Annotated in this window: 24 protein-coding genes, 1 tRNA gene and 1 pseudogene; 10 read left to right on the top strand and 16 right to left on the bottom strand. The window is 61.5% G+C overall.

From position 1 onward, the window contains the following. Window positions 1-11 precede the first annotated feature (11 nt). The 11 genes from ACVWVY_RS11800 to ACVWVY_RS11750 form a co-directional block, all read right to left on the bottom strand. Window positions 12-1,586 (bottom strand): alpha-amylase family glycosyl hydrolase, encoded by a 1,575-nt coding sequence (locus tag ACVWVY_RS11800; protein ID WP_456626530.1) that lies wholly within the window; start codon window positions 1,584-1,586, stop codon window positions 12-14. 634 nt (window positions 1,587-2,220) lie between these two features. Beyond that, window positions 2,221-2,343, bottom strand: coding sequence for a hypothetical protein (locus ACVWVY_RS11795; RefSeq protein WP_456626529.1), 123 nt, complete (start codon window positions 2,341-2,343; stop codon window positions 2,221-2,223). A gap of 607 nt (window positions 2,344-2,950) precedes the next feature. Further along, on the bottom strand, window positions 2,951-3,085 hold the full coding sequence (locus tag ACVWVY_RS11790; RefSeq protein ID WP_456626528.1) for a hypothetical protein: 135 nt from the start codon (window positions 3,083-3,085) through the stop codon (window positions 2,951-2,953). A gap of 48 nt (window positions 3,086-3,133) precedes the next feature. Further along, entirely contained in the window at window positions 3,134-3,382 is a 249-nt protein-coding gene (locus ACVWVY_RS11785) for a hypothetical protein (RefSeq protein ID WP_456626527.1), read from the bottom strand. 196 nt (window positions 3,383-3,578) lie between these two features. Further along, a complete protein-coding gene (locus tag ACVWVY_RS11780) occupies window positions 3,579-3,779 on the bottom strand; it encodes a hypothetical protein (RefSeq protein ID WP_057857270.1) in 201 nt (66 codons plus the stop codon). 50 nt (window positions 3,780-3,829) lie between these two features. Then, a complete protein-coding gene (locus ACVWVY_RS11775) occupies window positions 3,830-5,128 on the bottom strand; it encodes a glycoside hydrolase family 130 protein (protein ID WP_456626526.1) in 1,299 nt (432 codons plus the stop codon). A gap of 33 nt (window positions 5,129-5,161) precedes the next feature. Continuing rightward, window positions 5,162-7,447: a glycosyltransferase family 4 protein gene (locus ACVWVY_RS11770; protein ID WP_456626525.1), complete on the bottom strand. Its 2,286-nt coding sequence runs from the start codon at window positions 7,445-7,447 to the stop codon at window positions 5,162-5,164. After that, window positions 7,444-8,376 (bottom strand): class I mannose-6-phosphate isomerase, encoded by a 933-nt coding sequence (locus tag ACVWVY_RS11765; protein ID WP_456626524.1) that lies wholly within the window; start codon window positions 8,374-8,376, stop codon window positions 7,444-7,446. Before ACVWVY_RS11765 ends, ACVWVY_RS11770 begins: the two co-directional genes overlap by 4 nt. Window positions 8,377-8,550: 174 nt before the next feature. Continuing rightward, window positions 8,551-8,742 carry a hypothetical protein gene (locus ACVWVY_RS11760; protein WP_057857267.1) on the bottom strand — a complete coding sequence of 64 codons (192 nt, stop codon included), beginning with the start codon at window positions 8,740-8,742 and terminating at the stop codon, window positions 8,551-8,553. 1,768 nt (window positions 8,743-10,510) lie between these two features. Beyond that, the gene (locus tag ACVWVY_RS11755; RefSeq protein WP_456626523.1) at window positions 10,511-10,759 is read right to left on the bottom strand and encodes a hypothetical protein; all 249 of its coding nucleotides are present in this window, start codon (window positions 10,757-10,759) and stop codon (window positions 10,511-10,513) included. Window positions 10,760-11,913: 1,154 nt separating this feature from the next. Further along, window positions 11,914-12,030 (bottom strand): DUF1488 family protein, encoded by a 117-nt coding sequence (locus ACVWVY_RS11750; protein ID WP_456626522.1) that lies wholly within the window; start codon window positions 12,028-12,030, stop codon window positions 11,914-11,916. Window positions 12,031-12,444: 414 nt separating this feature from the next. Between ACVWVY_RS11750 and ACVWVY_RS11745 the strand changes: the two genes are divergently transcribed. The 6 genes from ACVWVY_RS11745 to ACVWVY_RS11720 all read left to right on the top strand — a co-directional run bounded on the left by ACVWVY_RS11745 (window position 12,445) and on the right by ACVWVY_RS11720 (window position 15,726). Then, on the top strand, window positions 12,445-12,747 hold the full coding sequence (locus tag ACVWVY_RS11745) for a hypothetical protein (protein WP_456626521.1): 303 nt from the start codon (window positions 12,445-12,447) through the stop codon (window positions 12,745-12,747). Window positions 12,748-12,876: 129 nt separating this feature from the next. Then, on the top strand, window positions 12,877-13,263 hold the full coding sequence (locus tag ACVWVY_RS11740) for a response regulator (RefSeq protein ID WP_456626520.1): 387 nt from the start codon (window positions 12,877-12,879) through the stop codon (window positions 13,261-13,263). 107 nt (window positions 13,264-13,370) lie between these two features. Beyond that, window positions 13,371-14,153, top strand: a complete 783-nt coding sequence (locus ACVWVY_RS11735) for a sensor histidine kinase (RefSeq protein WP_456626519.1) — start codon at window positions 13,371-13,373, stop codon at window positions 14,151-14,153. A 214-nt stretch (window positions 14,154-14,367) separates the two neighbouring features. Next, window positions 14,368-14,868 (top strand): hypothetical protein, encoded by a 501-nt coding sequence (locus ACVWVY_RS11730; RefSeq protein WP_456626518.1) that lies wholly within the window; start codon window positions 14,368-14,370, stop codon window positions 14,866-14,868. A 28-nt stretch (window positions 14,869-14,896) separates the two neighbouring features. Beyond that, entirely contained in the window at window positions 14,897-15,283 is a 387-nt protein-coding gene (locus ACVWVY_RS11725) for a signal transduction histidine kinase (RefSeq protein ID WP_456626517.1), read from the top strand. A 281-nt stretch (window positions 15,284-15,564) separates the two neighbouring features. Next, window positions 15,565-15,726 carry a DUF2061 domain-containing protein gene (locus ACVWVY_RS11720; protein WP_456626516.1) on the top strand — a complete coding sequence of 54 codons (162 nt, stop codon included), beginning with the start codon at window positions 15,565-15,567 and terminating at the stop codon, window positions 15,724-15,726. Between the two features lie 96 nt (window positions 15,727-15,822). Here the strand turns inward: ACVWVY_RS11720 and ACVWVY_RS11715 are convergent, their stop codons facing one another. The 4 genes from ACVWVY_RS11715 to ACVWVY_RS11700 form a co-directional block, all read right to left on the bottom strand. After that, complete coding sequence (locus ACVWVY_RS11715; protein ID WP_456626515.1) at window positions 15,823-16,002, bottom strand: hypothetical protein; 180 nt, start codon at window positions 16,000-16,002, stop codon at window positions 15,823-15,825. 582 nt (window positions 16,003-16,584) lie between these two features. Continuing rightward, window positions 16,585-16,661: transfer RNA gene (locus ACVWVY_RS11710), tRNA-His, on the bottom strand. A 243-nt stretch (window positions 16,662-16,904) separates the two neighbouring features. Beyond that, entirely contained in the window at window positions 16,905-17,339 is a 435-nt protein-coding gene (locus ACVWVY_RS11705; protein ID WP_456626514.1) for a phasin, read from the bottom strand. Window positions 17,340-17,591: 252 nt separating this feature from the next. Then, window positions 17,592-17,975 carry a phasin gene (locus ACVWVY_RS11700; protein WP_456626513.1) on the bottom strand — a complete coding sequence of 128 codons (384 nt, stop codon included), beginning with the start codon at window positions 17,973-17,975 and terminating at the stop codon, window positions 17,592-17,594. 262 nt (window positions 17,976-18,237) lie between these two features. On the opposite strand from ACVWVY_RS11700, the gene ACVWVY_RS11695 reads away from it, so the two are divergent. From ACVWVY_RS11695 to ACVWVY_RS11680, 4 genes are all read left to right on the top strand, one after another. Next, on the top strand, window positions 18,238-21,474 hold the full coding sequence (locus ACVWVY_RS11695; protein WP_456626512.1) for a PAS domain-containing protein: 3,237 nt from the start codon (window positions 18,238-18,240) through the stop codon (window positions 21,472-21,474). A gap of 220 nt (window positions 21,475-21,694) precedes the next feature. Further along, window positions 21,695-22,663 (top strand): Bug family tripartite tricarboxylate transporter substrate binding protein, encoded by a 969-nt coding sequence (locus ACVWVY_RS11690; RefSeq protein WP_456626511.1) that lies wholly within the window; start codon window positions 21,695-21,697, stop codon window positions 22,661-22,663. Continuing rightward, window positions 22,660-23,145 carry a tripartite tricarboxylate transporter TctB family protein gene (locus tag ACVWVY_RS11685; protein WP_456626510.1) on the top strand — a complete coding sequence of 162 codons (486 nt, stop codon included), beginning with the start codon at window positions 22,660-22,662 and terminating at the stop codon, window positions 23,143-23,145. Before ACVWVY_RS11690 ends, ACVWVY_RS11685 begins: the two co-directional genes overlap by 4 nt. Then, entirely contained in the window at window positions 23,145-24,644 is a 1,500-nt protein-coding gene (locus ACVWVY_RS11680) for a tripartite tricarboxylate transporter permease (protein ID WP_456626509.1), read from the top strand. The genes ACVWVY_RS11685 and ACVWVY_RS11680 overlap by 1 nt, the downstream gene beginning before the upstream one ends. Here the strand turns inward: ACVWVY_RS11680 and ACVWVY_RS11675 are convergent. Beyond that, a pseudogene (locus tag ACVWVY_RS11675) lies at window positions 24,641-24,757 on the bottom strand (IS5/IS1182 family transposase); the annotation flags it as partial. The gene ACVWVY_RS11680 and the pseudogene ACVWVY_RS11675 overlap by 4 nt on opposite strands. Between the last annotated feature and the right edge of the window lie 147 nt (window positions 24,758-24,904).

Here is a 24,904-nt window from a genome sequence, read left to right as displayed (position 1 = left end):
CGTTGCTTTCGTTAATCGGCCGTCAGAATCATGCCCTCGTCTGCCCGTAGCAGCACGCCACCGTCTCCGGCCAGCGTTGCATCGGCGACAGTGGACAAGAGCACCCGGCAATCGCTCGCCCAGTCCGGTAATTCCAGGCGCTGCGAATGTCCCCCGAGATTGAGTGCTACGATCAATCGCTCGGCGCCGTGCCGACGCTCATACGCGACTACATCACCCTCCGTGTCCAGCAGCGTGAAGTCGCCGAGCGCCAACGCCGGATGTGCACGCCTGGCGACCAGCAATCGGCGATAAAGCGCCAGGATTGAATGAGGCTCCTGCGCCATCCGCGCAACGTTGCGAATAGGCCAGTCGACATTGAGCGGCAGCCACGGCTTAGCCGTGGTGAAGCCGGCATTCTCGCTCCCGTCCCACGGCATCGGCGTGCGGACCGGATCGCGGCCCAAGGCGAGGGCGGGCTCGCGCAGCCCGCGCGGATCCTGAACCTGGGCGGACGGGATTGCGACATCGCTCAAGCCCAACTCGTCTCCGTAGTAGAGGGTGGGCGTGCCGCGGAGCGTCAGCAGCAGCATCGCTGCGACGCGGGCCGGGGCCTGCCCACGCTTGGCTGCGACGCGTGGCCGGTCATGGTTGCCGAGCACCCAATTCGGCCAAGCGGCTGGCGGAAGCGCCGCCTCATAGTTGGCGATCAGCGCCGCGAGGGAGCGCGCCTCCCACGGCGCATCGATGAGCTGGAAGTTGAAGGGCAGGTGCACCTCTGCCCGTTCCCGGCCGTAATAGCGCAGCAGCCGATCGACCGGCAGGTAGATTTCGCCGATCAGCACGCGTTCGCCCCGTCCACTGGCGCCGTAACTATCGGCGATGGCGCGCATGTCGGCGGCGATCTCGTGCACCTCGGGCTGGTCGGTCGAATGGAGCTGGAGCACGCGGTGCATATCGCCCATCGCCGGCTGATAGGCAGGGTTGGGCGGATTGTCGGGGAAGTCTGCCGCCTTGACCAGGTGCCACAGCACGTCGATGCGGAGGCCGTCCACGCCTCGGTCGAACCAGAAGCGCATTACGTCGTACATCGCCGCCTGCACGGCCGGATTACGCCAGTTGAGGTCCGCCTGCTCCTTCAGGAAGGCGTGGTAGTAATATTGGCTGGTGGCCTTGTCCCACTCCCATCCCGAGCCGCCGAAATCGCTGATCCAGTTGTTGGGCGGCCCGCCATCCGGCGCGGGATCGCGCCAGATGTACCAGTCCCGTTTCGGATTGTCGCGCGAGGCGCGGCTCTCGACGAACCAGGGATGCCGGTCGGATGTGTGGTTGGGCACGAAGTCGAGCAGAATCTTGAGCCCGCGCGCATGGGCCTGTGAAAGCAGGCTGTCAAAATCGGCAAGCACACCGAAGCGCGAATCGACGTCGCAATAATCGGTGACGTCATAGCCGAAATCAGCCATCGGCGAGGGGTAGATGGGTGAGATCCAGATGGCGTCAACGCCAAGGCCGGCAAGATAGTCGAGTCGCCGCTCGATCCCCTTGAGGTCGCCGATGCCGTCGGCGTTCGTATCTTGAAAGGAGCGCGGGTATATCTGGTAGATCACACCCGTTCGCCACCAGAGTGCTCCGAAAGAGGCCGCCAACTGAGGCGACCCTACCGCGGCGCTTTAAGTCCGGGCGACGAGAGCCACTCATTCACACGGCAAGCGGTTACAGCTTGGCGAGCTTTTCTGATCCTGGCGTCGCGCAACGAACCCGGCGGGAGTTCGTTCGCCTCGTCCTTGAGGCGCATGGCCTCCAGCATCAGACGGTGTTGTAACGGCGCTTTGGGTTGGTTGCGTTGGATGCGGGGCATGGTGGCTCTCCGAAACGGGCGGGAGCACAACACTCTCAGTCACCGATGGAAGCCGAAGGCGGGGCGGTGATAGGTCGAGTAGATTCCCTTTATGTCCGTTTGCCAACTTAAGAGATCTTAACGCTCCGAACCCTTGTCAAAGACGGATCAGGACACTGGCCGCAGCCTAGGACAATTTCGGGTTAAACTCGGACAGTACCTAGCGACCGGTGCCGGCCGAAATCGGCCATCGCTGGATCAAACTAGGCTACTAATGCAGACAGCGCCCCCAAGCCGAATAATGCTTGGTGGCGCTGTGTTGAATCCGGACAGTGCAATCCCCCGGCAATTATCTGTCTGCGGAGGCGCAATAAGGTTCAACGACCCGAGGCAATCAAGCGGCCTTACTCGCCGATCTCCCGGAGCGCGCGCGCCTGCTCAAGTTCCGCGATCTGAGTCCTGATGCGCGTCACGAGTTCCTCGTCCGCGGTCCGGTCCACCAACTGGCGGTACCTCACGATCTTCATTTCCGTTTCAGCACGCTTGCAGCGCACCGCCGGACCATACATTCGGGTCATTGGCGGACGGAAGCGCGGCGGATCGGTAGTTGCGCGCAACTTCAAATCGGGTTCTGCAAGGGCGCCGCAAACCCGTCGATCCCCCTTGATAGCGGGCCTGCTGCAACGCCCATGGCCGGAAAGCATCAATCTCAACAGCCGCGGCAGATACCCTTTAGCTTGGAGGTGGTTCGGGCGTCTTCCGCGATGAAGGGGTCTTTGTAGGGCGGCCGTGACGCGTCGCTTTCGATGGCTGCCGGCTTTTGTATTCTTGGAGGAGACGCCGCATCGTAGCAGGCAAGTCGCCCGCTCGTGCTTTCGATCGTGCGGCATTCCGGTCCAGCGGCGAGAGCGCCTTGCGCGCAGGCGCAGAGCATCAATACGGCGAGCGCAATTTTCATCCGATTTCCTTTGGGGGTGGTATCACCATTAGAACAGGCCGCGAGCGCTGGCCGCCCCCACGAAGCAATAGGCCAATCAGCGCCGCCCGATCGCGCCGCCCCGCGAGAACGCGCTTTTTGCGCGCGCGCTCGAACGCGTCAGTCCAACGCATCGCTTTACGTCGACGCTTGCGTTGCTATTTCTTCTTGCCGGACGCGAAACCCGGTTGCCATCCCGCGGCTTTTTGGTTTGGCGCCGCAGCTATTGTCTTGATCTTCTCTTTCTTGGGCTTCTTGGCTTCGCGATTTCCTTTTTGCTCGCCCTTGGCCATGTCGATCTCCCTTGGTTTGATGATGACGCCGTCATTGCACGCCGAGTTTCACATTGTCGCGTAGCGCGCCGCAATTCTCATCGCGCCATCGATCTCTTCGGCCAGTTCGACTTCCCCGATCTCATGCAGACTGGAAGCCATGATCGATGCCTGGGTCGCAGCCATGGAGAACGGTTCGCCGGTCTCATAGCTGAATTTGATGCGCCAGATTCCCCTGTGGTTGCGATGCGGCTCGATCAGCAACACCGGAAGATCGGGCAACCCATTCTCAAGCAGGAGTTTCGATAGCGTAGGCATCACCTCGCCCCTTCAGGTCCGGCCGATGCCCGGAAGGACATCGCGCCAAGCCTGCATTGATCTCCTGCGGTGGATCCATGGCTTGAACCAGAAAGGTCGTTCGGCGCAACCTGAAGACTCGCATTGTGCAACTGTGCTCCCTTTGTCCCCGAATAGCCATGCATTAATTGATGCTGCGCCTTGCTGCCGCCGCGGCTCAGCCTTTTGTCGGAATGACTTCCTCTCCACTGATGGCCCGATCGAGCGCATCGACCAGCACCTGAATCTCGATGAACTTGTTGCGTGCCCGCTCGGCCTTATCCCGGTCAAAAGGAGCAGCCAGCACCTTGGCATGCGCGTGCCTGTCCTCGATCATGCGCTCACGGGCTTTCTTCAGCGTTTCAAGTCGCTCGCTCATTCAGGCTCCCTGACCTTCCAACGGACGGATTGGCGCCGCGCAAGCGGCGGTCACCTTTTCATCGCCCGCATCAGCGCCGAAATTCTGATGGTCGCGAAATTGGAGAAGGTGTCCGACACAGCGTATGGCAGAATGATCTGGTCGTTGTGCCGCATCGCGCCGCAGGTATAGACGACGTTGGGGACGTATCCCTCGCGCTCCGATGGCTCGGGCCGCAGCAACGGCTCGCGGGAGCGGGCCAGCACCTTCGAGGGATCGTTCTTGTCGAGCAACGCCGCCCCGATCGAGTATTTGCGCACCGGGCCGACGCCATGCGTCAGCAGCAGCCAGCCTTCATCGAGCTCGATAGGCGATCCGCAATTGCCGATCTGAACGAACTCCCAGGGAAATTCCGGTTTCAGAATGGCCTGACCGCCGTCCCATGTGTACAGGTCGTCCGAATAGATCAGGTACAGATTCTCATTGTCCTGTCGCGCGATCATGGCGTATCTGCCGCCGATCTTGCGCGGGAACAGCGCCATGCCCTTGTTGCGCGCCGCGGCGCCTTTCAAGGGCGCCAATCGGAACGACATGAAATCGCGGGTCTCGATCAGTTCGGAGCGGATCGCTCGTCCGCTATAGGCGGTATAGGTCGCGTAGTAGGTTTTTTGGCCGCCATCGCTGAACTCGACAAAGCGGACGTCCTCGATGCCGTTCGACTGGGATTCGGTGACCGGAAAGATGACACGCTCGCTGAGCTCTTCCTCCGGCTTGAAGATCAGTTCGACATGATCGCCGTCCGGTCCGGATGTGCGATGGCAAATCCGAGGACTCGAGGCAAGCCGCGCCGTCGGATCAACGGTCAGGCTGCCGTCGGCTGCGAATGTGCCGGCCCGAAACGTCAGTGACGACACATGCCCTTCGCCGATGGCACGGAGGCTGAGAATGAAGCGCAGGCCGCCCTTCGGCGCGTCCGATTGGTCGGGGTGCGGCACGATGCTGGGGTTGAACAAGGCAGAGGCTTCGAACGAATACTCATTGAGAAAATAGGCCCCGATCAACTGGCGCTGGATCTTTGAAAAGCTTCCATGCGCTGCGAAAGCCTCCTCCATTTCGTTCGCGCGGGCCTCGAACCTCTCCAACAGGTTCCGATGCCGACCAAGGAAATTTTCAAGGACGTCCGCGAGCTGGGAGGCAACGGCTTCGGAGTCGAGGGCGAGCACCCGGTCGACGATATGATTTGCACGGGTCTTGTCGGTCGGGTTGAGATCGCGCGGTTCAGTCGCCGGCTTGAACGGGCGCACGATCACCCGCGCGGGATCTGGACGCAAATAAAGCGCCTGCCGGTTCAGGAAGGTGGCCTGTGACACGTTGTCCTCGATCGCTTGAGCAGGAGGCGAGATTCAGGCGCCCATGGCGCGCAATGCCGCGGGTTTGGTCAGGCCGGCGTTGACCCGCGCAAGCTGGCGAATCTCCGCTAGCCCAAGCAGGTAGCACACAACCGACTCGCCGCCGCGATTTTCATTGGCACGATCGGGGTGCAGTCCATCGCGGCAACTGCCGGTGTGCGGATCGACCAGCGCCACCGACAGGTCGTTGCTGCCGAGAAACCAGGTGAAGGCACGCGTCGCAAGCGCTTTCCACTCCGCATCGCCATCCGCCCGCCATGCCGTAAGGCAGGCAGCGATCGTCGCCGTCGCTTCCACGGGTTGCTGATCAAATGCGCGGGGAAGTTGCCGCAATTCGCCGAAGCCTGCGGTGCCGACCGGCCGGAAATGCCCTGCCGGCGTCGTTTGTCGCGTCATCAGCCACCGCAGAGACCTCAATCCGGCCTGCACGTATTCAGGCGTTTGCGTCGCCGCGCCTGTCATCATCAGCGCCTGCGGCAGGCGGGCGTTGTCGTAAGCCAACCCTTCCTCGAACCACACCCAGTCCGGCGTTTCGACCGAAGCCAGACAGGACATCAACCTGTCGGCAAGAGAATGCCGGATCTCCTGGGCGTGGAGATCATCGGGAGCCACGGCGCAATAGGCCCCCAAACCCAGCAGGGTGAACGCCCACGCCCGCGGAGAGCGAAAGGTCTCTACAGTCGACAGAGCCTCGGCGAACAAGGCAGCAGCCCACTGGCGCCGCGACGGAGTTGCGTCGCTGCGCGCGGTTTCGCCGAGCGCCCAAAGCGTCCGCGCGTGACTGTCTTCGGACCCGCTGGCTTCAAGCCAGGTTCGATTGAAGCCCATGAAGTTTCGAAACCGCCCGGTGTCGGGATTCCATGCATGCTGCACGAAAGCGGCAAAGCGGGCCGTCAAGACTTCCGACAGCGGCTGTTCACCCGGATTATTGAGGGCGCAGGCCAAAAGCATCGCGCGGGCGTTGTCGTCGACGCAATAGCCGTGCGAACGGTCGGGCACCGAGTGCACGGCGTGCTGGAACAGGCCGGTATCGTCGCACATCGACAGGAAATGGCTGATTTGCATGTCCGGCGCTGCAGGGCCGCGTGGCTCCGGAACGACCGCGTTGGAGGGCGCAATGACCTTGAGCCAGTGCCCCTGAGACGCACTCTCGAAAACCGACATGTAGTGCTCGGCGGTGCGTTCCCACGTCATGGTTCGGCTGACCGCATAGGCACGCCGGCTCATCGCCAGCCGGCGAACGTCATCGGTGAGCAATTCCGCAATTTTGCTGCCGATCGCGGCCGCATCGCCGAACGGCACCAGGACGCCGCGTCCATTGGCCAACAGTTCGCGGGCATGCCAGTAAGGCGTCGAGACGACGGGCTTCCCCAGTCCGAAGCTGTAGGCCAACGTACCCGACGTCATCTGCGCCTCGTTGAGGTAGGGCGTGACATAGACGTCGCACATCGAGATGAATTCGAGCAGCGTGGGCAGGTCGACGAAGCGGTCGAGGAACACAACGTGGTCCTCGACGCCCAGTTCGCGGACCCGCCTCATCAGTCTGTTGCGATACGCCTCGCCCTGGTCTCGAACCAGATTCGGATGCGTTGCGCCGAGCACGACATACACCGCATCGGCTCGACGATTCAGTATCGACGGCATGGCGTCAATCATGACTTCGATGCCCTTGTTGGGCGACAGCAGGCCGAATGTCAGAATGACCGACTTTCCATCAAATCCGAGCCTGGCCTTCGCCGCATCGGGTGCGACAAACGCGACATCGGGAATGCCGTGGGCTATGACTTCGATCTTGTCGTCCGGCACCCTATAGACGCTGCGCAGCAGTTCGCGGCCCTTGTTGGCCATCACAACGACCTTCGACGACGCATCGACGATGCGCTCCATGACCGCACGTTGCGCGAGGGTCGGATTGGCCAGCACGGTGTGGAACGTCGTCACGACAGGCATGGTGAGACGCGACAGCAGTTCGAGGATGTGGCCGCCGGCTTCGCCACCGAAAATTCCGAATTCGTGCTGCAGGCATACGGTGTCGAACCGGCCGGCATTCAGGAAGTCTGCTGCACGGATGTATTCTTCGATCTTGTTATCCTGGATCTGAAAAGCGACCGCCTTGGGATAATCATAGGTTTGGCCATGATCGGTCATCGCCACGATGCAGGTCTCGAGAGTCGAGCGTGACGTCGAGATCGCCTGCTGCAGGTCGGTCGTGAAGGTTGCGATCCCGCAGCGGCGGGGCAGCGAATTGCCGATAACGGCGATGCGGCGGAGCGGCGTCATGCTTGTACCTCGACAGTCTCGCTTGATTTCGGCGAATGGCCGGCGGACATGCTGACAGATTTGGTCAGTTCTCCGGCGTCCTCCAGCAGGGCGGCAACGGGATCAGGTCCCGGATAAGCCATTAGGCCGCTCATGCCGCCCGCGCCGACCTCGATGCCGGTTCGTTCGCCCTCGATGAAGACGGCGTCACCGACCGATATGCTCGTCGACCCGATCCGCGCCCGGCCCTCGATCGCAAGGATCCAGGTTTCCCGATCGGCATTGAGTGCCCAACTCGAATTCGCCGGCAGGTCGATCCGCTCAATGACGAAATGCTGGCTTCTGATCAGGGCTGTTCGAGCCGTGGTGAGGCGTCGTGGACCGGATTGGACCTGAACCGGCCCGGCGTCGGAAACAGCGACGGCGCTTTCTTCATGCAGTTCGCGCTGCCTGCCATAGTCAAACAGGCGGAATGTCGTATCGCTGCGCTGCTGAATCTCGGCGAGCACGATACCGGCGCCAATGGCGTGGATCGTGCCGGCGGGGACGTAGATGATGTCGCCTTTCGCGACGGGACGCCATTGCGTGAGATCGGCAATCGAGCCGTCCCTGATCGCTGCGCGCAATGCCTGTGGCGTGAGTCGCCGCTTCAGTCCCAGCGCAACCCGCGCGCCCGGGGCTGCTGCGAGAATGTACCAGGCTTCAGTTTTGCCGTTCGGCAAGCCGATTGAGCGGGCAAGTTCATCGTCCGGATGAACCTGAATCGACAGGGGCTCGCTGGTGAACAGCAATTTGAGCAGCAGGGCCGGGATGGGTGCATGCTTATGCGTGCGCTGGAACCACAACTCTCCAACCGGGTCACCGGCAACGTCGATGCTGCTCCATGGATGGAGATCGCCTACTCCCCACGGTTTGCGCGCAAACTGCACGGCGGCATGCTCGATGGCCATAGATTTTCCTGACCCGAAACGCGCATATCGCAGCGATATGCCGTTGGTCGATACCGTTTATATGATTTGGCGTGGCTAAGGCGTCGCGACGGGATGTTCGCGTTTGTCGCGATCCCGCTGGGCTAACTGATCAGATGGTTATTCCGGCGTCAGATAGCAACCTTGCTGGGTCCATTAGCGTTTGGTCGCCCAGGACGGACGAACGCCAGTCCAGGCGGGAAGCGCATCCCATTCGGCCCACCGCATCCGGCGTTCCTCATCGCCGACCCTGATAAAGACAAAGGCGGCATCATCCTTGCCGGTTTTCGAATCAACGAACATTGCTGGAACGCCGTATGCGTCTCTGATGATCGCCGTATTTGCCATTCCGACTCCTGCTTTCTGTTAAGCACTCGGATTCCCGTTGCCGGCATGTCACTTGAGGCGGACTACCACTGAATAATCACGGCAGCAGCGATCAGCAGCGCAAAAAAGATCGGCAACAGCACCGGAGGCACCAGCCAATCACGAAGATCGAATTTGAGGGTATCAGACATGTGACCGCCCTTTTGGTGGAGGCGGGAGCGCAACGCTCTCAGTCACCGATAACAGCCCGGGGCGCGCGGTGATGTCTTAGATATAGTGACTATCTGCCGAATAGCGAGGAGAATCGTAGTTTGTTTTGGGCTGGGCCTGACCATCATGGTGCTCACGAATGATGACGCGCCGTTCACCACTTTCGCGCCAGCAATGGCCTGACTCATTGCAAACCATACGGACGTTTTTAATATTGCTCTCCGGAACGAATACTCCGAGCTTTGCACCGCAAGCATCTGAAGACGATGGGTTCTACGCGTTGGGCAACCACCGGAACCTCTTGTCCAGCCCTGTGATGAACTTCCCGCTTAATCCGTCCGCAAAGCCCGACCATGACTCCGTATGCGCGAGGCGCGCAGCGATTTTTTGGCACTTCTTTCCCAACCTAAGGGGTGGACCGCCGAGATAGCTCTCTGTCCTAGCCGATAGTCCGACGCGGTCATGCGCTTCGTCGGGACCAAGCCGTTGATAGCTGCGATCGCGGCCTGAAACCGCTCTCCAGAGACGATGGCGCTGCGACCTCCTGACTGGAGACCAAGAACGTGCTGTACAGCATCAGGACAACAGTCTACCGTTCAGCTGCGGGGTGGCCGTTGCTCACCTTGACGCTGTCCAAGAAGCGGCGACGTCCGACGTCGCTGCTCGTCGTCGTAGCGGCAGCTAGAGTGCCATCGGAAGGCGCAATCTCTTAGGCTGGATACTTTTCCAAGCGCGGATGCAAGCGGCGTCTGCGGCTGCGAACGCGCTTGTGTGCGCAACAAAGATCATCATGAGAATACCCGCAATTTTGCAGGGTGAGGCCCGGACCCGCTTCCTCCAAGGTATCGCCTTCGGCGCTGTTGCAGCGATGACGATCGGATTTATCTGGGGCGGCTGGGTCACCGAAGGCACTGCCAGATCTATGAGCGCAATGGCAGAAAGCAGCGGTCGGATGTCTGTCCTGGTCCCGATGTGCGTCGCACAGTTCACGGCGGCTGACGGCGCCGTCGCCAAGTTCAAGGCGGCGGGCTCATATTCAAGGGACAACGTCATCGGCGAATTCGTGAAGACCGTTGCCTCCATGAGTATGGACTATTCATTCGCCAGGGCGTGCGCAGTCGGCGTAGAAGCTGAACTCTCAAAGACGGCCACAGAGCTGAGTGGTCGGTCCGCCAAGACAAGGATCCAGCGAAATGAGCGGTCACAGGTCCCGACGGCCTTCCTACCTTGCATATGGCTTGTTGGCCGTCATCCTATTCGGCGGTTATGTACTGCTCAATGACTTTCAAAACGACAGCTCCGCAACCATGGCCCCGACCCTGACACTCAATCGCTGACGCCTCGCGCGCTTTTTCATTGGGAACTCCACCGGCACGCCCGCGTGGGCAAGTGGATCCGCCGCCTCTTTTGTCTCGACGGGTACGCAGGTCGCGGTGGAATTGGAGTGAAGAACCCTTGTGCCTTAGTCGTTCGATTCTTCTCGGCGGAGATCGCCCGTTTGTAGCGGGAGAACGAGCGGCTGCACATACAGAATCCACCGACCTCGTTGGCGATCTGTTTAGCCAAGCAGTTGATCATTTCACATCAAGCCGTAACGCGTCGCGCTTCTAACCGCATCATCGATCTCGCCGGCCAACTGGTCTTCGCCTAATTGATATAGATCAGTCGCCAATGACGACGTCTGCTCGGCTCTCATCGAGAGTGGTGGTCCAACGTCATAGCAGAACTTGATGCGCCAAATCCCGCTGCGACTTCGATGAGGCTCGATGAGCACCACTGAAAGATCGGGTAACCCGTTCTGGAACAGCACCAACGATAGACTGGTCATCAAAACCGTCGGCCGGGCCGATCGGATATCCTCAGCGCCAAGTCTGACTCAACTAGGCTCCTGCGCCCCGCGTGAAGATGCCTCGAGTCGCTCCCAACACGGCTTAATTTGATATTGGCGCCGGACTTTGATTTCGTGGCAATGCATAGTGGATCGTCAGCAGGCTTGCCTTGCTGTCATCGAAAACCAGACGATCCGTCTTTGCCATTTCGGCGCGCATCGCGTTGCAGCAGAAGAGTCCATGGATCAAAAACAGGGAGCTTACTGACGGACCTGTAGAGCTCTCCACACTCGATAGTTAGGTCTTGCCGACCTTGTGCGCCCGCCAATTCGAGCCGGGACTTAATCTCTTGCCGGAACTGATCTGTTGAAACCATGCCACATCCGATTAGCTGAAATCCTTTCCGAAAAGGGATCGGCTGGCCAGGGTTACGTATAAGAAAACGTCCTCGTCGATTCGGACGTCAGGGCTTCAAACCATAGAGAAACGCCAGCTTAAATATACAGCTAATGGAGCAAATTAGCCGACGCCATCACCTCGCTATTGAGCGAGCGAGTTCCTATACGTCTGATATCATCGCCCGACCTCGGCTGTTATCGGTGACTGAGAGCCATTGCGCTCTCGCCCCAACCGAGCAGGCGGTTCGATGCAACCACGTCGAGACAAACGTGTTTGCCTCTGACCCCTCCAAATCAAAAGCGGTCGGATGGCTCGCTGGCGAGCTTGGACGATCCACGGTTACGCACGAAATCAGTGAGGGGAAGTTGATTTCGAAGTCAGCGGAGGAAAGCGGTTAAGGTCGCTTCAGTCGGCGTCCGTAATCCTTCCCTTTCCCGCACAGGCCTCGCACTTCACCGGATAGATTTTGTGAGTAGCCAATGCTGGCTGCTTCACCTTCGGGAAGCCCGTGCCGTTGCAGGCCGCACAGGCATGCTCTCTGATCTTCGGCGTCATGGGAACCTTTCAGGCCGTCTTAGTTGGCGACCGCATTTCCTGGCGTATTGCTCTACGGAATTAGCTCGGTATCTGCGAGCGGAGGTGAGCAGACTAGCACATCACCGCCCCGCCTCGGCATCTATCTGTGACTGTGAGTCTCGTGCGCCCGCCTGATCGGGAGCAACTGCGAAATGCAGGTTTTTTGCGCGCCTACGTCTTAGGCCCAGACGGTCGTATCATTCAGAGTCGCTTCCAGCGCGCTGTCGTGCCCCCAGAACCGCACGGCTCGCCGGGTCTGGTCATACGAGCGGCTATGATTTGGAAACTCAATCATGGCTTACCACCGATCAGATTATCAGGCGCCAAGCCACGCGTCTCACCGGGCCTTCACACGCCCCGTGTCGAGGCCTGGTTCAACGGCCTTGCGAACCGCACATCGGAGCGATGTGCGGTTCGTCAATGTCGTTGACAAGATTTGGCGTGGCTAAGCTTCGCGCTGCCGTAAAGGCGATGCTGAAGCAATACGATGGCGCTCGGACTGAGATGGCTACTCAATGCAGCATTACAAGCCTGCTAGGCAGCCCCCAGAAAACAAAATTGCGATTCTCCTCGCTATTCGGCAGATAGTCGCTATATCTGAGGTATCACCGCGCGCCCCGGGCTGTTATCGGTGACTGAGAGCGTTGCGCTCCCGCCTCAACCAAAAGGGCGGTCATATGCCAAAATTCTCCGCATTCAATCTTCGTGAGTGGCTGGTACCTCCGGTATTGATGCCGATCTTTCTTGTGCTGCTGGTCGCCGCTGCGATGGTTATTCAATGGTGATCGACGTAGCGCGGCTTCACTGCAGGGACGGGCTATCTCCGATTAAACAATCCCAATGGTCGCTGGCGCACGATCTGGACGCCAGGGCAGTGATCGCCCTGGGCGAGGCTCGCGAGATGCCGCCGGGGGATGAGCGCAACGAGGCTGCTCACAAAGCAATCGTCCTTCGAAATGCCGCTGAAATGCACGAAATGTTCTGCGGCAAGCGCGGCGTACCGGACGTATGACGGAGGCTTAGTCCGTTGGCGCCGAGCTTTGGTGTCATTGTGAATCCAGCGGGGATCATATGGGCCGCGAGATACTTGTCCCAGATGAATGCCTATCCAAGTCAATCGCCGTTCCCCGCAAGCGCCGTTATGATGGTACTTGATCAATCATGCATTCCCGCCGTCGTTCTCATTGTCGAGGACGAAATGGTGCTGCGCATTCGCGCGGTCGACATGGTGGAAGACGCCGGATACACGCCACTCGAGGCGCTGGACGCCGCCGAAGCCGTCGCCATCCTGGAATCCCGATCCGACGTCGCGCTGATGTGCACCGATATCCAGATGCCTGGCCAAATGGACGGCGTCGGACTTGCGCATGCCGTCCATGAGCGTTGGCCGACCATCAGGATCATCGTGGTATCGGGGCAATTGGACCTGCCGCACCTCGATCTTCCCCCCCGCAGCAGGTTTCTCGGCAAGCCGCTCAATGCAGGGGAAGTAATAGCCGAAATGCGCGACATGATCGGTTACACCTGAGACGCCAGCGCTTTATCACGCCTAATATGGCCCTAAGCGCGTGATTTCGGCAAATCCCAGCCCCCGAAGATCAGTGCGGTACCCAGCCTATGATGATACAATCGGTGATGTCTGAAGCCGATCTCCGAACCAACCCGCGTCCCGCAAGCAGCAGCACAGCACAGCACCAGGACGATCTGGCGGAAGAGAACGTCAGCCTGCGGCTTCTGCTCGCGCAGGCCGAGATTGATGCACGGAGTTTGCTGGCCACGGCCGGCATCGACGCCAGGGAGCGCGAGGCGTCCGACAAGCTGCAGAAGCTGATCCTCGAAGAACTGCACCACCGTATCAAGAATACGCTTGCGACCGTTGGCGCCATCGTCTCGCAGAGTCTGCGCCATCTGCCAGCTGCTGGGCACGCGCAGCAAGCAATCGAGGGCCGGCTGCTCGCGCTCGGACGCGCGCACGATCTGCTTTTGCAGGCAAGATGGAGCAGCGCGGACCTTGGCACGATCGTCCGCAGCGCGACCGAAGCCTTCGACAATCCCGACGAGCCGAAATTCTCGATTTCGGGACCCGATATCCGGATGACGTCGGGCGCCGTCATCGCCATCGCGATGACGCTCAACGAGCTTTGCACCAACACCACGAAGTTTGGCGCCCTGTCGGTCCCGCAAGGGCGCGTCGACATCAACTGGACGCTGGATCAACAGGCGCAGCGCCTGCATTTCATATGGACCGAGACGAACGGTGCGGCAGTCCGCCCGCCCAAACAGCGCAGCTTCGGCACGCGGCTGATCGAGACGCTCGGCAGGCAACTCCGGGGCGACGTGCGGCTAACCTATGAGCCAACCGGGTTCGTCTACACATTCGACGTGCCGATGGCCTCTCTGACTTCGGCGGCGGCATAAACCCGTATTCGGGCATTGCGGAAGCCAAATCGCAACCTGCATTCGTTCGCACGGCTACGATCTGTCAGGTACGGCTTTTGCCTCGCGATTAATGACATCGTGATTTGTCATCGAAGCTCGTTATTCGACCCTTCGATCCCCATATACAGCTCCATCCTCGTCAACAATCGGGATCGGTCGGATCGCGCGGAGACTTCCAACGAAAGGACGCGGCATGTTTAGACCTCAGCAGCACCGCGAAAAGGCCGCCGCATACGGCGAACTGATCAAGCATTCGAGCGGTGAGGGCGAAAACGACGAACTTCAGAAACTAAGGGATCGCCACTCAGCGCTCGCCGATAACGAGCAGGGACTGGCTGATGACTATGACAGCGCCGTGAACGCTGCGGAACAGAATCGCGCTCGCGGCCTGGCCCTTGCGGCCGAAGAGGAGCACGTCTTGCGATGTCTCGGCGCGGCCATCATCATGCAATGGAACGCGCTTCCGAAGACGCTGCAACGCGAGATCTTCGACACCGCCGGATCGGTCGGAAAGTTATTGGAGACGGCGGCGCTCCGCGGGCAGATCGCCCGATTTCTGCACAAACACAAGAACGATGCCGGCCGCAAAAATGCGCCCGCGGCGGATGCGCATCACGACGCAAAATCAGGCGCTGCGGCGTTATCGCGATGGGACGATGAGGGAGGCGCAGTCACCGACGGACTGCCGAGGTGAACCAACGTCGGCAACAGGAGGATCTCCCATGTCACGTAAAAACTTGTCACTTACAAAATTCGGCATCGATGACGGCCCGCACAACATGGACGGGCTGCGGCTTCTCGCGCGGGACGGAGCTGAACGGGTCGAAGCGTTCATCGGCCGCAAGGTGATGGACGTCTGGGTCGAATCCATCGAGCACAGGGGAGGACGACGAAGTCTGTTCCGCGATCAGTACAACGCGTTGGGCAAGCGCAATCTTGCGGCGATCGAGCGGATCGTGAACGCGAAATACCAGCGCGGCGCCGCACTCAACCGCCAGCACCCTTATGTCGAGGTGCTGTTCTCGGACGTCACCGAAAGCGGCGAATCTTTAGATCTAAGTGAGCTCGTGCGAGAGGCTTTGCCGCCGGCATTTCGTAGGCTGACTTGAGTCTGCACCACGAGAATGTTGCGAAAAAACCCCGCCAAACAGACTTTCGGTCGTGCCCGCCAAGCCGCTCGAGGAGGATAGTGCGACTACATTTTCAATTCCCTCCCTTGAGGAACGTCAGCTGCAGCGAGCCCGACTATCGGCCTTTGCGAAGGTGGCCGACATGATCGAGCGCAGAGAGGGAGGCGAAAGGAACTGATGTTCATTCGGGTGCGAGATTCCCATTCCCGCTCGATCGTCAAGGCCGTCAGTTGGAGGGCACCGGTAGCGTCGACACCTTCGTGCTGAGTTTCGTCTTCACCGGTAGCATCAAGGTGGTAGGCGCGATCGCCGACGCGGAGGTGATCACGAAAATGATCCTCTACTATCTTCACGAAAGGCCTGGTCCTTCATTCGCTGGGACCAGCAAGGACAAGCCGGTGACGGCTCCCAGCACAACCTGATCCGCTAGTCAGAATGGCAGGGCCGCGCCTGGTGCGGCCATGGAGGAGAGCACCAGTTGAGCTCGTGCTCACCGTCGTAATTTGGCATGAAGACGCTTAATTGTCTTTCGACTTAGCATTGTCTTTTGACTTCGCAACCTCTCTCGCCAACCGTTCGGCCCTCAATCGTTCTAGGTTCTTGTGCAGCGCTCTTTGCTCCTTCTCGTATTCGGTCAGGAGCTTATCCGATGAACGGAACGCTTTGCCTGCCTCATCTGCGCGTTTGTTGTAGCTCATGATTCAACCATCAAGATCAGCAGCAAATGCCGGCGAAGGTGGCTTCGTCTTTTGCGGGAATGTCACCTCGTCGCCTCGTGATCGCCGATACGTGGAGGCTATCGATTGTGAGTCGCGCTGCAACGAGAGACGCGCGTTAAGCTTGATGGTTTGCCACGTGTTAATTCGGGAACCGAATGAGGCGCCCACAGCTGACGTGATCACGCGAGGGCCGATCGTGTCATCTGCTATCAACGCCGCCAATATGGGCGCGGCTTCCGATACGGGCCGCCTACCGCGACCTCCTATGAGGCGACGTGCAATCCGTATTTGCCCGGACGCCGGAATTGCGCAGCGCGTTAAGTGCAGAGACTGACAGCGAAGATTGCGACATACCATCGGGCAAACGCCTATCCGGTAGGCCGCTGAGGGTGGTCGTAGCCCGTGCGTCGCGCGATTTGCGCCCCATCACCATTTGCCGCACGTCGATCAGGCGCCCTCCGCTTTTGGGCTTCGGCAAGCGCGCGACCGACGCGCGGTAGCTAGGCGGTAGCTTAGCGGCGTGGGATTTCAAGGGTGATGCCTTTAAGCCATTGTAATTGCTGGTACAGTTGGGTGGGCTCGAACCACCGACCTCCTGTTCCACAGACAGGCGCTCTAACCAACTGAGCTACAACTGCATACCGCACGCGAGGCCCCAAAAAGGGGGGTCGCGAATGGGCCGGAAACTAGGTGCAACGCCTCGCTTTGGCAAGGCCGCGAAGCGCCTGATTGTAGTCGTCCCGAGGGCATTTTGCGTTCATTTGCGGGGAGCTTCGGCCAGGCCACGGCAGCCTGCCAAAATCATCCCCTGATCATCCCTGTTGGGCAGCAAAAAGCCCGGGCCAACCGCCCGGGCTTTTCGTAGTCAATACCGGAAACGATCAGGCAGCCGGCTTGTAAAGCTTCGAGGCCGAGGCCTTGATCGGCTCGACGGTCTCGGTCGCGACCTTCTGGCCGAGCTCGGCGAGCTCCTTGGCTTGCGCGGTCAAGGTCTCGTACTGCTTCTTGGCATGCGAGGTCCACAGCTCCAGCGCCGCCGCGGGCGTCTTCACGCCGAACAGCTCCTGCGCGAAATCGAGCGAGGAGGAAGTGTTGGCCTTGAAGAACTCGATCAGCTTGGCGTTGTACTCGCTGGCGCCCTTGCTGGCCGAGGTGAACACGGCCTCGATGGTGCCGTTATGGGTTTCAGCCGCATCCTTGAATTTGGCGTAGCTGTCGCGGGCCTGCGAAACGCCTTTTTCAGCAAACGCGCGCATCTGCTCGGGGACTTCGAAGGGAATGATGGAGGCAGAGAAGGGATCGGTGGAGCTGGTCAAGGCTTGCATCCTTCACAATGGGGTTAAACGTTGTTCCCCCTCGCAGACGCCGGGCGGCAATGGCCGGTACGCCGCAGGGATTACGTACTCGCACGCACTCATGGAAGTGTGCCCATCCACGGGCTCGCCCAATAAGCACCCATATCATGTCAAATTTGTGCAACGCACTGCAATTTCTGGTGCGGCGCCGCAAATTTAACCCGGCATACGGGTCCAGCAGACGATCCAGCGGTAGCTTTCCACCAGCGGCCGTCAGGCTTTCGGCTTCGCCGCTTCCATGGCGGCCTTGCCGACGACCTGGCCCATTTCGCTGGCCTGCTCCGCCAGCGCACGCATTTGCGCCTGCACATATTCGCTGTGCAGCCGCATCACCTCGGGCAGATCCTTGGCCTTCAGCAATGATTGGGCGTGATCGAGCGAGGCCTGCACGTTCTGCTCGGCATAGGCGATGGCTTTGCTGCTGACATCCTTGGCGCCGGCGCGAACCGTGGCGTTGCGCTCCTCGATGGAGCCGGCGGCGGCCTGCGCGGCGCCGACGAATTTCTCAAAAGTCTTGCGGGCCTGCTCGAAGCTCGCCTCCGCCATCGATCGCATTTCCTTGGGTATCTCGAAAGGCTCTCGCGCATCGTCGCTCATGCTGTGCTCCTTTGCGTTGGCAGGGATTGCGCCCGGATACCGCCAAGGGCCGCTCCGGAACGGATGCGGCGCCGCGAAGGTTCATTTGAACCCGTGACGGCCGTTTGCTACCACCCAACGCGGCAGCCGACCAAAGGGTCCCCACCGGGTTAAGGTTATCCGCGGCTTAATTTCCCCTGGCGCGTCGAGCCGTGGACCTGCCGCTGCCGGCTTGCGATAGTAACGATCGTTTAACGCTGTCGGCATCCTGGGGGCCGATCTGATGCTGGACGGTGATGTGGTCGCGATGAAGCATGCGGAAATTCTGGGGCTGGCACAGAGCGATCCACGATTGGCGGCCTACGCGGGGAGCCGCCTGCCCGCCTGGCTGTGGACGGCCGATGGCAGGCAGATCCTGTGGGCCAATCCGGCCGGCGCCCGCACGTTCGGCGTGGCCAATACCGCAGCCCTTGCCGAAAAAACCTTCGGACCGGCCGACCGGCACCGGCGGCAGATCGCGCGGCTCGCAGGCCGGTTGCTCGCGAACGGCGCTATCCGGCTGGAGCGCTTGCAGGGATTTGGCGCGGCGCCCGGCATGCTTGTGACCTGCGGCGCTTCGCGGTTCGACTTTCCCGATGGCAGCCACGGCGTTCTGATCGCCGCCGGCAACATCCCGCTGATCGTGCCGCGACCGACACAGACGCAATCCGATAACGAGATGCAGCCAGCCACCACATCATCCGAGCCGGGCTTGTCAGAGCCGGTCTTGTCCGAGGCAGTCTTGTCCGAAGCAGTCTTGCAGCCCAGCGCGGCCGCCGCGCCCGTCATCGAGCAACCGCTCGCGCCGCAACCGGCTCCCGATGACCAGCAGCCGGCACCATCGGACGAAACGCCCGCCGGGTTTGCGTTGTTCGATGCGTTCGCCGAACCAGCCGCCGCAGACGAGCCGCCCGCGGCCGAAACCATGCCGCCTGCGGCTGAGACCATCGCGCGCGCGCCACCACCTGCCATCGAAGCGTTTGCCGGACAACCGGCGCCGCAGGCGCGCCGCGTGCCGCTGCGCTTCACCTGGCAGATGGATCGGGAAGACCGCTTCACGCTCGGCACCAACGAATTCACAGGCCTGATCGGCCCGCGCACCACGGCCGCTTTCGGCCGGCCATGGCGCGAGATCGCCGAGACCTTTGGCTTCGATCCCACCGGCCGGGTGATGCAGGCCTTTGCAACAGGCGCGACCTGGAGCGGCATCACGCTGAACTGGCCGGTGGACGGCGGCGGCACCTTGCCCGTCGAACTGTCCGGCCTGCCGATCTTCGATGCGGCGCGAAACTTCATCGGCTTTCGCGGCATCGGCGTCTGCCGCGATTTCGACGCCATCGCGCGGCTTGCCGCCCTGCGGCTGGCGGAATTGTCCGGCGAAATGCTGACGCCGCAACAACCGTCCGCTGCGCCATCTGCCGAGCCAACCGGCGTTGCATCGCCTTCATCAGACGAATTGCCTGAACCGATTGCTGCCAACACTTCTGCTGCCGAGATTTCCGCTGCAGAGACTTCTGCTGCAGAGACTTCACATCAAAAAGATTTGGAAACGCCCGTGGAACCTCCCAAGGAAGCCGTAGAGGAAGCCGTAGAGGCAAGCGTCCAGGAAATCGCCAAGGACACACTGACGGAAACCGCAACGGATTTGCCGGCAGACGCCGCCGCAAACGTCTTGCCGTTCCGCGCCCCGGGCGAAGCGAAGCAGCCCGCGCTGACGCCGGTTGAAAACAACGCCTTCGACGAACTCGCGCGGCAATTGTCGGCGCGGCTCGACACCGAGATCGGTAACGAAGCGCACGCCGACGGCGAGACCATCTTCGACCCGCTGGCCCCACCGGCGGTGCGCGAACCGGCTCCCACGCCGCCGGAATGGCTGGCGGCGCCCGAACCGCCGGCGCGAGGCGAAGCGGCGCGCGACAAGGCGCTGCTCGATTTGCTGCCGGTCGGCATCCTGATCTACCGGCTCGACCGGCTGCTCTACGCCAACCCCGCCTTCCTGACGCAGATGGGCTATCCGAGCCTGCATGCGCTGGAAGATGCCGGCGGCCTCGACACGCTCTATGTCGAACCCGGCGTATCAAACGCTTCCTCGACATCGGACACCGGCAAACCGGTGACGATTTCGGCAAGCGGGCCTGCGGATGCGGATACGCTGTCGGCGTCGGCCGCCGCGCGCCTCTACACCATCTCGTGGGACGGCGATTCGGCGCTGGCCTTGATCTTTTCGGGCACGCGCCATGAGGGCGCGGCGATCGCGGCCGCCATCGCGCGAGCCGAGCCTGCATCAGAGCCTGACGTCTTCGAACCGTCAGTATCGGAGTCTGAAGTCTCCGAACCGGCGTTATCGGAGCCCGACGCTTCCGACGTCGGGCATGCCAACGCCGAAGACCTCGCCGCCATCCTCGACACCACCGCCGAAGGCATCGTGATGTTCGACGCCGCGGGTAACATCCATGCGGCCAACCGCAGCGCCGAAGCGCTGTTCGGCCATGACGGCGACGAACTCGCGCGACGTAATCTGTCGGAGTTGTTCGCACCGGAAAGCCAGCACGGCGTGTTCGAATATCTCGCCGACATCAAGGCTTCCGGCGTCGAAAGCCTGCTCGATCACGGCCGCGAGGTGCTGGCGCGCGAAAGCAAGGGCGGCCTCATCCCACTGTCGATGACCATGGGCCGCACCCGTCCTGAAGGCCCGAATTTCTTCGCGGTGTTCCGCGATCTCTCGCAAGCCAAGCATACCGAGAGCGAATTGCGCGAGGCGCGGCGGCTGGCCGAGCGCGCCGCCAACGCCAAGGCCGATGTGCTGGCGCGGATCAGCCACGAGGTGCGGACGCCGCTGAACGCCATCATCGGCTTTTCCGAAGTGATGATCGGCGAACGGTTCGGCGCACTCGGCAACGAGCGCTACGTCGAATACATGAAGGACATCCGCGCCTCCGGCGAACGCGTGATCGCCATCATCAACGACCTGCTCGACCTGTCCCGGATCGAAACCGGAAAGCTCGATCTCGCCTTCACCAACCAGAACCTCAACGAACTGATCGAGAGCTGCGTTGCGGTGTTGCAGCCGCAGGCCAATCGCGAGCGCATCATCATCCGCACGTCGCTCGCGCACATGTTGCCGCCCGTGATCGCGGACGCGCGGGCCTTGCGCCAGATCACGCTGAACCTGATCGGCAATTCGATCCATCTCGCCAATGCCGGCGGCCAGGTCATCGTCTCGACCGCGCTGTCCGATTTCGGCGAGGTGATGCTGCGGGTCCGCGACACCGGCAACGGCCTCAACGACAATGAGGTTGCCGCAGCCCTGCAGCCGTTCCGCACCCCTGCGCCATCGGACCGGGCCGAGAGTTCGGCCGTCAGCCTGTCGCTGACTAAAGCGCTCGTCGAAGCCAACCGCGCCAAATTCCAGATCAAGACCGGCGGCCGTTCGGGCACGCTGATCGAGATCGTGTTTCCGCACGCGGTGGCGAGGGTGTGACTTCACCGGCATCGACCGAAACGACGCCGCCGCTGCTCTCAGAGCAATCGCTCTGATCCGGCACGCGCCAGCCGTTTTGCTCGTGTTCCACGCAGCCAAACGCATTTGCCGCAAGCAAGATGACGTCGCATCAACAGTCCTTCTGGACAGCGGCGCCTTTTCCGGCTGATATGCGGCGAATTGACACATAACGGCTCCACGTGAGCCTGGAGGAAACCGCATGATCCCGTTTCATACGCGCCTGTTCGGCGCGGTCGTCGCATTGACACTTGCGGCCGGCGCACCTGCCCTCTCGCAGCAGCTCGAGCTCAAGATCATGGCGCCCGCGGCCCCCGGCGGCGGATGGGATCAGACCGCGCGCTCAATGCAGCAGGCGCTGGTCGCTGCCAAGATCGCGCGCAGCGTCCAGGTCACCAACGTGGCAGGCGCCGGTGGCAGCGTCGGCATCGCGCAGTTCGTCAACGGCGCCAAGGGCGACGGCAACCAGATGATGGTGAACGGCTTCGTCATGGTGGGCGCACTCGCCATGAACAAATCGCCGGTGACGCTCGAACAGGTGACGCCGATTGCGCGCCTCACCGAGGAGATCCAGGTGATCGTGGTGCCGGCCAATTCGCCGATCAAGACGGCGCAGGATCTTGCCGCCGCCGTCAAAGCCGATATCGCCAAGGTCACCTTTGCCGGCGGCTCGGCCGGCGGCGTCGACCATGTGATGGCGGCGTTGTTTGCGGGAACGATCGGCGCCGACGCCAAGAAGGTCAACTACATCCCATTTTCCGGGGGCGGCGAGTCACTGGCGGCCATTCTTGGCGGCAAGGTCACCGCGGGCATTTCGGGAATGAGCGAATACGAAGGTCAGATCAAGTCCGGCAAATTGCGCGCGCTCGGCGTGACGTCGGAGAAGCGCATCGCCGGCAGCGACATTCCAACCTTCAAGGAACAGGGCATCGACCTCGTGCTGGCCAACTGGCGCTCGGTGGTAGCACCTCCCGGCATCACGCCGGAACAGCGCAAGACCTTGAGCACCGCGGTGGAGAACATGGTCAAATCCGACGCCTGGAAGGACATCCTCAAGCAGAAGGGCTGGGATGACGCCTATCTCGGCGGCGATGCGTTCGCCGACTTCCTGAAGAAGGAAACGGCGCGCGTCACCGACGTCTTGAAGTCGGTCGGCCTCGTCAAATCATGACGGATCTTCCGCAGGGGCCGGCGTCACGGCGCGTCGATCGCGCCGGTATCGTCATTGCGCTGGCGCTCGCGGGCCTTGCCGCGGTGCTGGTATGGGACTCGCGCCAACTGCCGGCCACCACGATGTACGGCATGGGGCCCGAGGTGATGCCGGTTGTCATCGCCATCGGGCTCGGCCTTCTTGCGATCGGCAATCTGATCGACGCATTGCGCGGCAACCTGCCGCCGCGCGAAAGCGCCGATCCCAAGGCGGTGTGGCTTATTCTCGGGGGCCTGGCGCTTCTGATCGCCATCATCGGCTTCGGCGGCGGCTTTATCCTTGCGACCTCGGCATTGTTCGTCACCACCTCGGCGGCCTTCGGACGGCGCGCGATCCTCGCCGATTCCGCCATCGCGCTGGTCATGACCACCCTGATCTATCTCGCCTTTGACCGGCTGCTGACGTTGAGCCTCCCCACCGGGCCCCTGGAAAGACTGCTGTAATGGAAACTTTCGCCGCGCTCGCGCATGGCATGGCTGTCGCCGTGCAGCCGATGAATTTGCTCTACGCGCTGATCGGCGTGTTCCTCGGTACTGCAGTGGGCGTGCTGCCCGGCATCGGTCCGGCGCTCACGGTCGCTTTGCTGCTGCCGGTGACCTACAAGCTCGATCCCGGCGGCTCGCTGATCATGTTCGCCGGCATCTATTACGGCGGCATGTATGGCGGATCGACCACCGCCATCCTCATCAACACGCCCGGCGAGAGCGCATCGATGGCGACCGCGCTCGAGGGCAACAAGATGGCCAAGGCCGGGCGCGGTGGTCCGGCGCTGGCCACCGCAGCGATCGGCTCGTTCGTCGCGGGCACCATCGCCACCATCGGCCTCGCCTTTCTCGCGCCATGGCTGGTGGATTTCGCGGTGCGCTTCGGGCCCGAGGATTATTTCGCGCTGATGTGCGTGGCCTTTATCACGGTGTCCGCGACCTTCGGCGACTCGCCGATCCGCGGACTGACCAGCCTGTTCATCGGGCTGACGCTCGGGCTGATCGGCATCGACAAGCTCACCGGCCAGGCCCGGCTCGCTTTCGGCATCCCCGAACTGCTCGACGGCGTCGAAGTGACGACGCTGGCGGTCGGCCTGTTCGCCCTGGGCGAAGCGCTTTACGTCGCCTCGCGCCGCCATCACACCGAAGAGAAGATCGAAGCGGTTCGCGGCTCGCTGTGGATGACGAGAGAGGACTGGAAGCGATCGTGGAAACCGTGGCTGCGCGGGACGATGTTCGGCTTTCCAATCGGCGCGCTCCCCGCCGGTGGCGCCGAAATTCCGACGTTCCTGTCCTACTCCACCGAGAAGCGGCTGACGAAACATCCGGAGGAATTCGGCAAGGGTGCGATCGAGGGCGTCGCGGGGCCTGAAGCCGCCAACAACGCCTCCGCTGCCGGCACGCTCGTGCCTTTGCTGACGCTCGGCCTTCCGACCTCGGCAACGGCTGCGATGATGCTGGCGGGCTTTCAGCAGTATGGCCTGAACCCGGGACCGCTGCTGTTTGCCGAGCGGCCCGACCTGGTGTGGGGCCTGATCGCGAGTCTCTTCATCGCCAACGTCATGCTGCTGGTTCTCAACCTGCCGCTGGTAGGCCTGTGGGTGAAACTGCTCGCGATCCCGCAGCCGTGGCTGTACGCCGGCATTCTCGTGTTCGCGACCATGGGCACCATCGCCGCAAAGCCCTCGGTCGTCGAACTGTCGATGCTGGCTGGCTTTGGCGTGCTGGGCTTTCTGATGCGCCGGTTCGATTTTCCGATCGCGCCTGTCGTCGTCGGTCTCATCCTGGGGCCAATCGCCGAAAGCCAGCTGCGCCGCGCGCTCGCCATCAGCCTCGGCGATCCCCTGGTGCTGCTGCAGAGCCCGATGTCGGCCACGCTGCTCGGCATCGCGCTGATCGCGCTGCTGGCGCCGTTCGTGCTGAAGGGGATGAGCCGGTTCAAGGCGAGCGAGGACTAGGGCGTGGACTCGTTGGCGCGCAGCCAAATTCGGATTGAGGCGAGCTTGATGAAGGCCAGATAGTTGGCTGCGAGCTTGTCATATCGGGTAGCGACACGCCGACACTGCCGTAGCGTGGCCGGCAACGTTCTGAATTGACTTCCGCTTCCGGCGTCACCGCGGACGTGGCTGGACTTGCCGCTGGGTCACCCCTGTAGCGAATGACCCATAGCCGTCATTCCTTCGGCTCGATGAGCCTCGACTTTCCCTAATCACCCACG

It is taken from the genome of Bradyrhizobium sp. URHC0002, assembly GCF_054059515.1.
The sequence above is the reverse complement of the archived record's forward strand: the minus strand, read 5'-3'. Positions and strand labels throughout refer to the sequence as shown.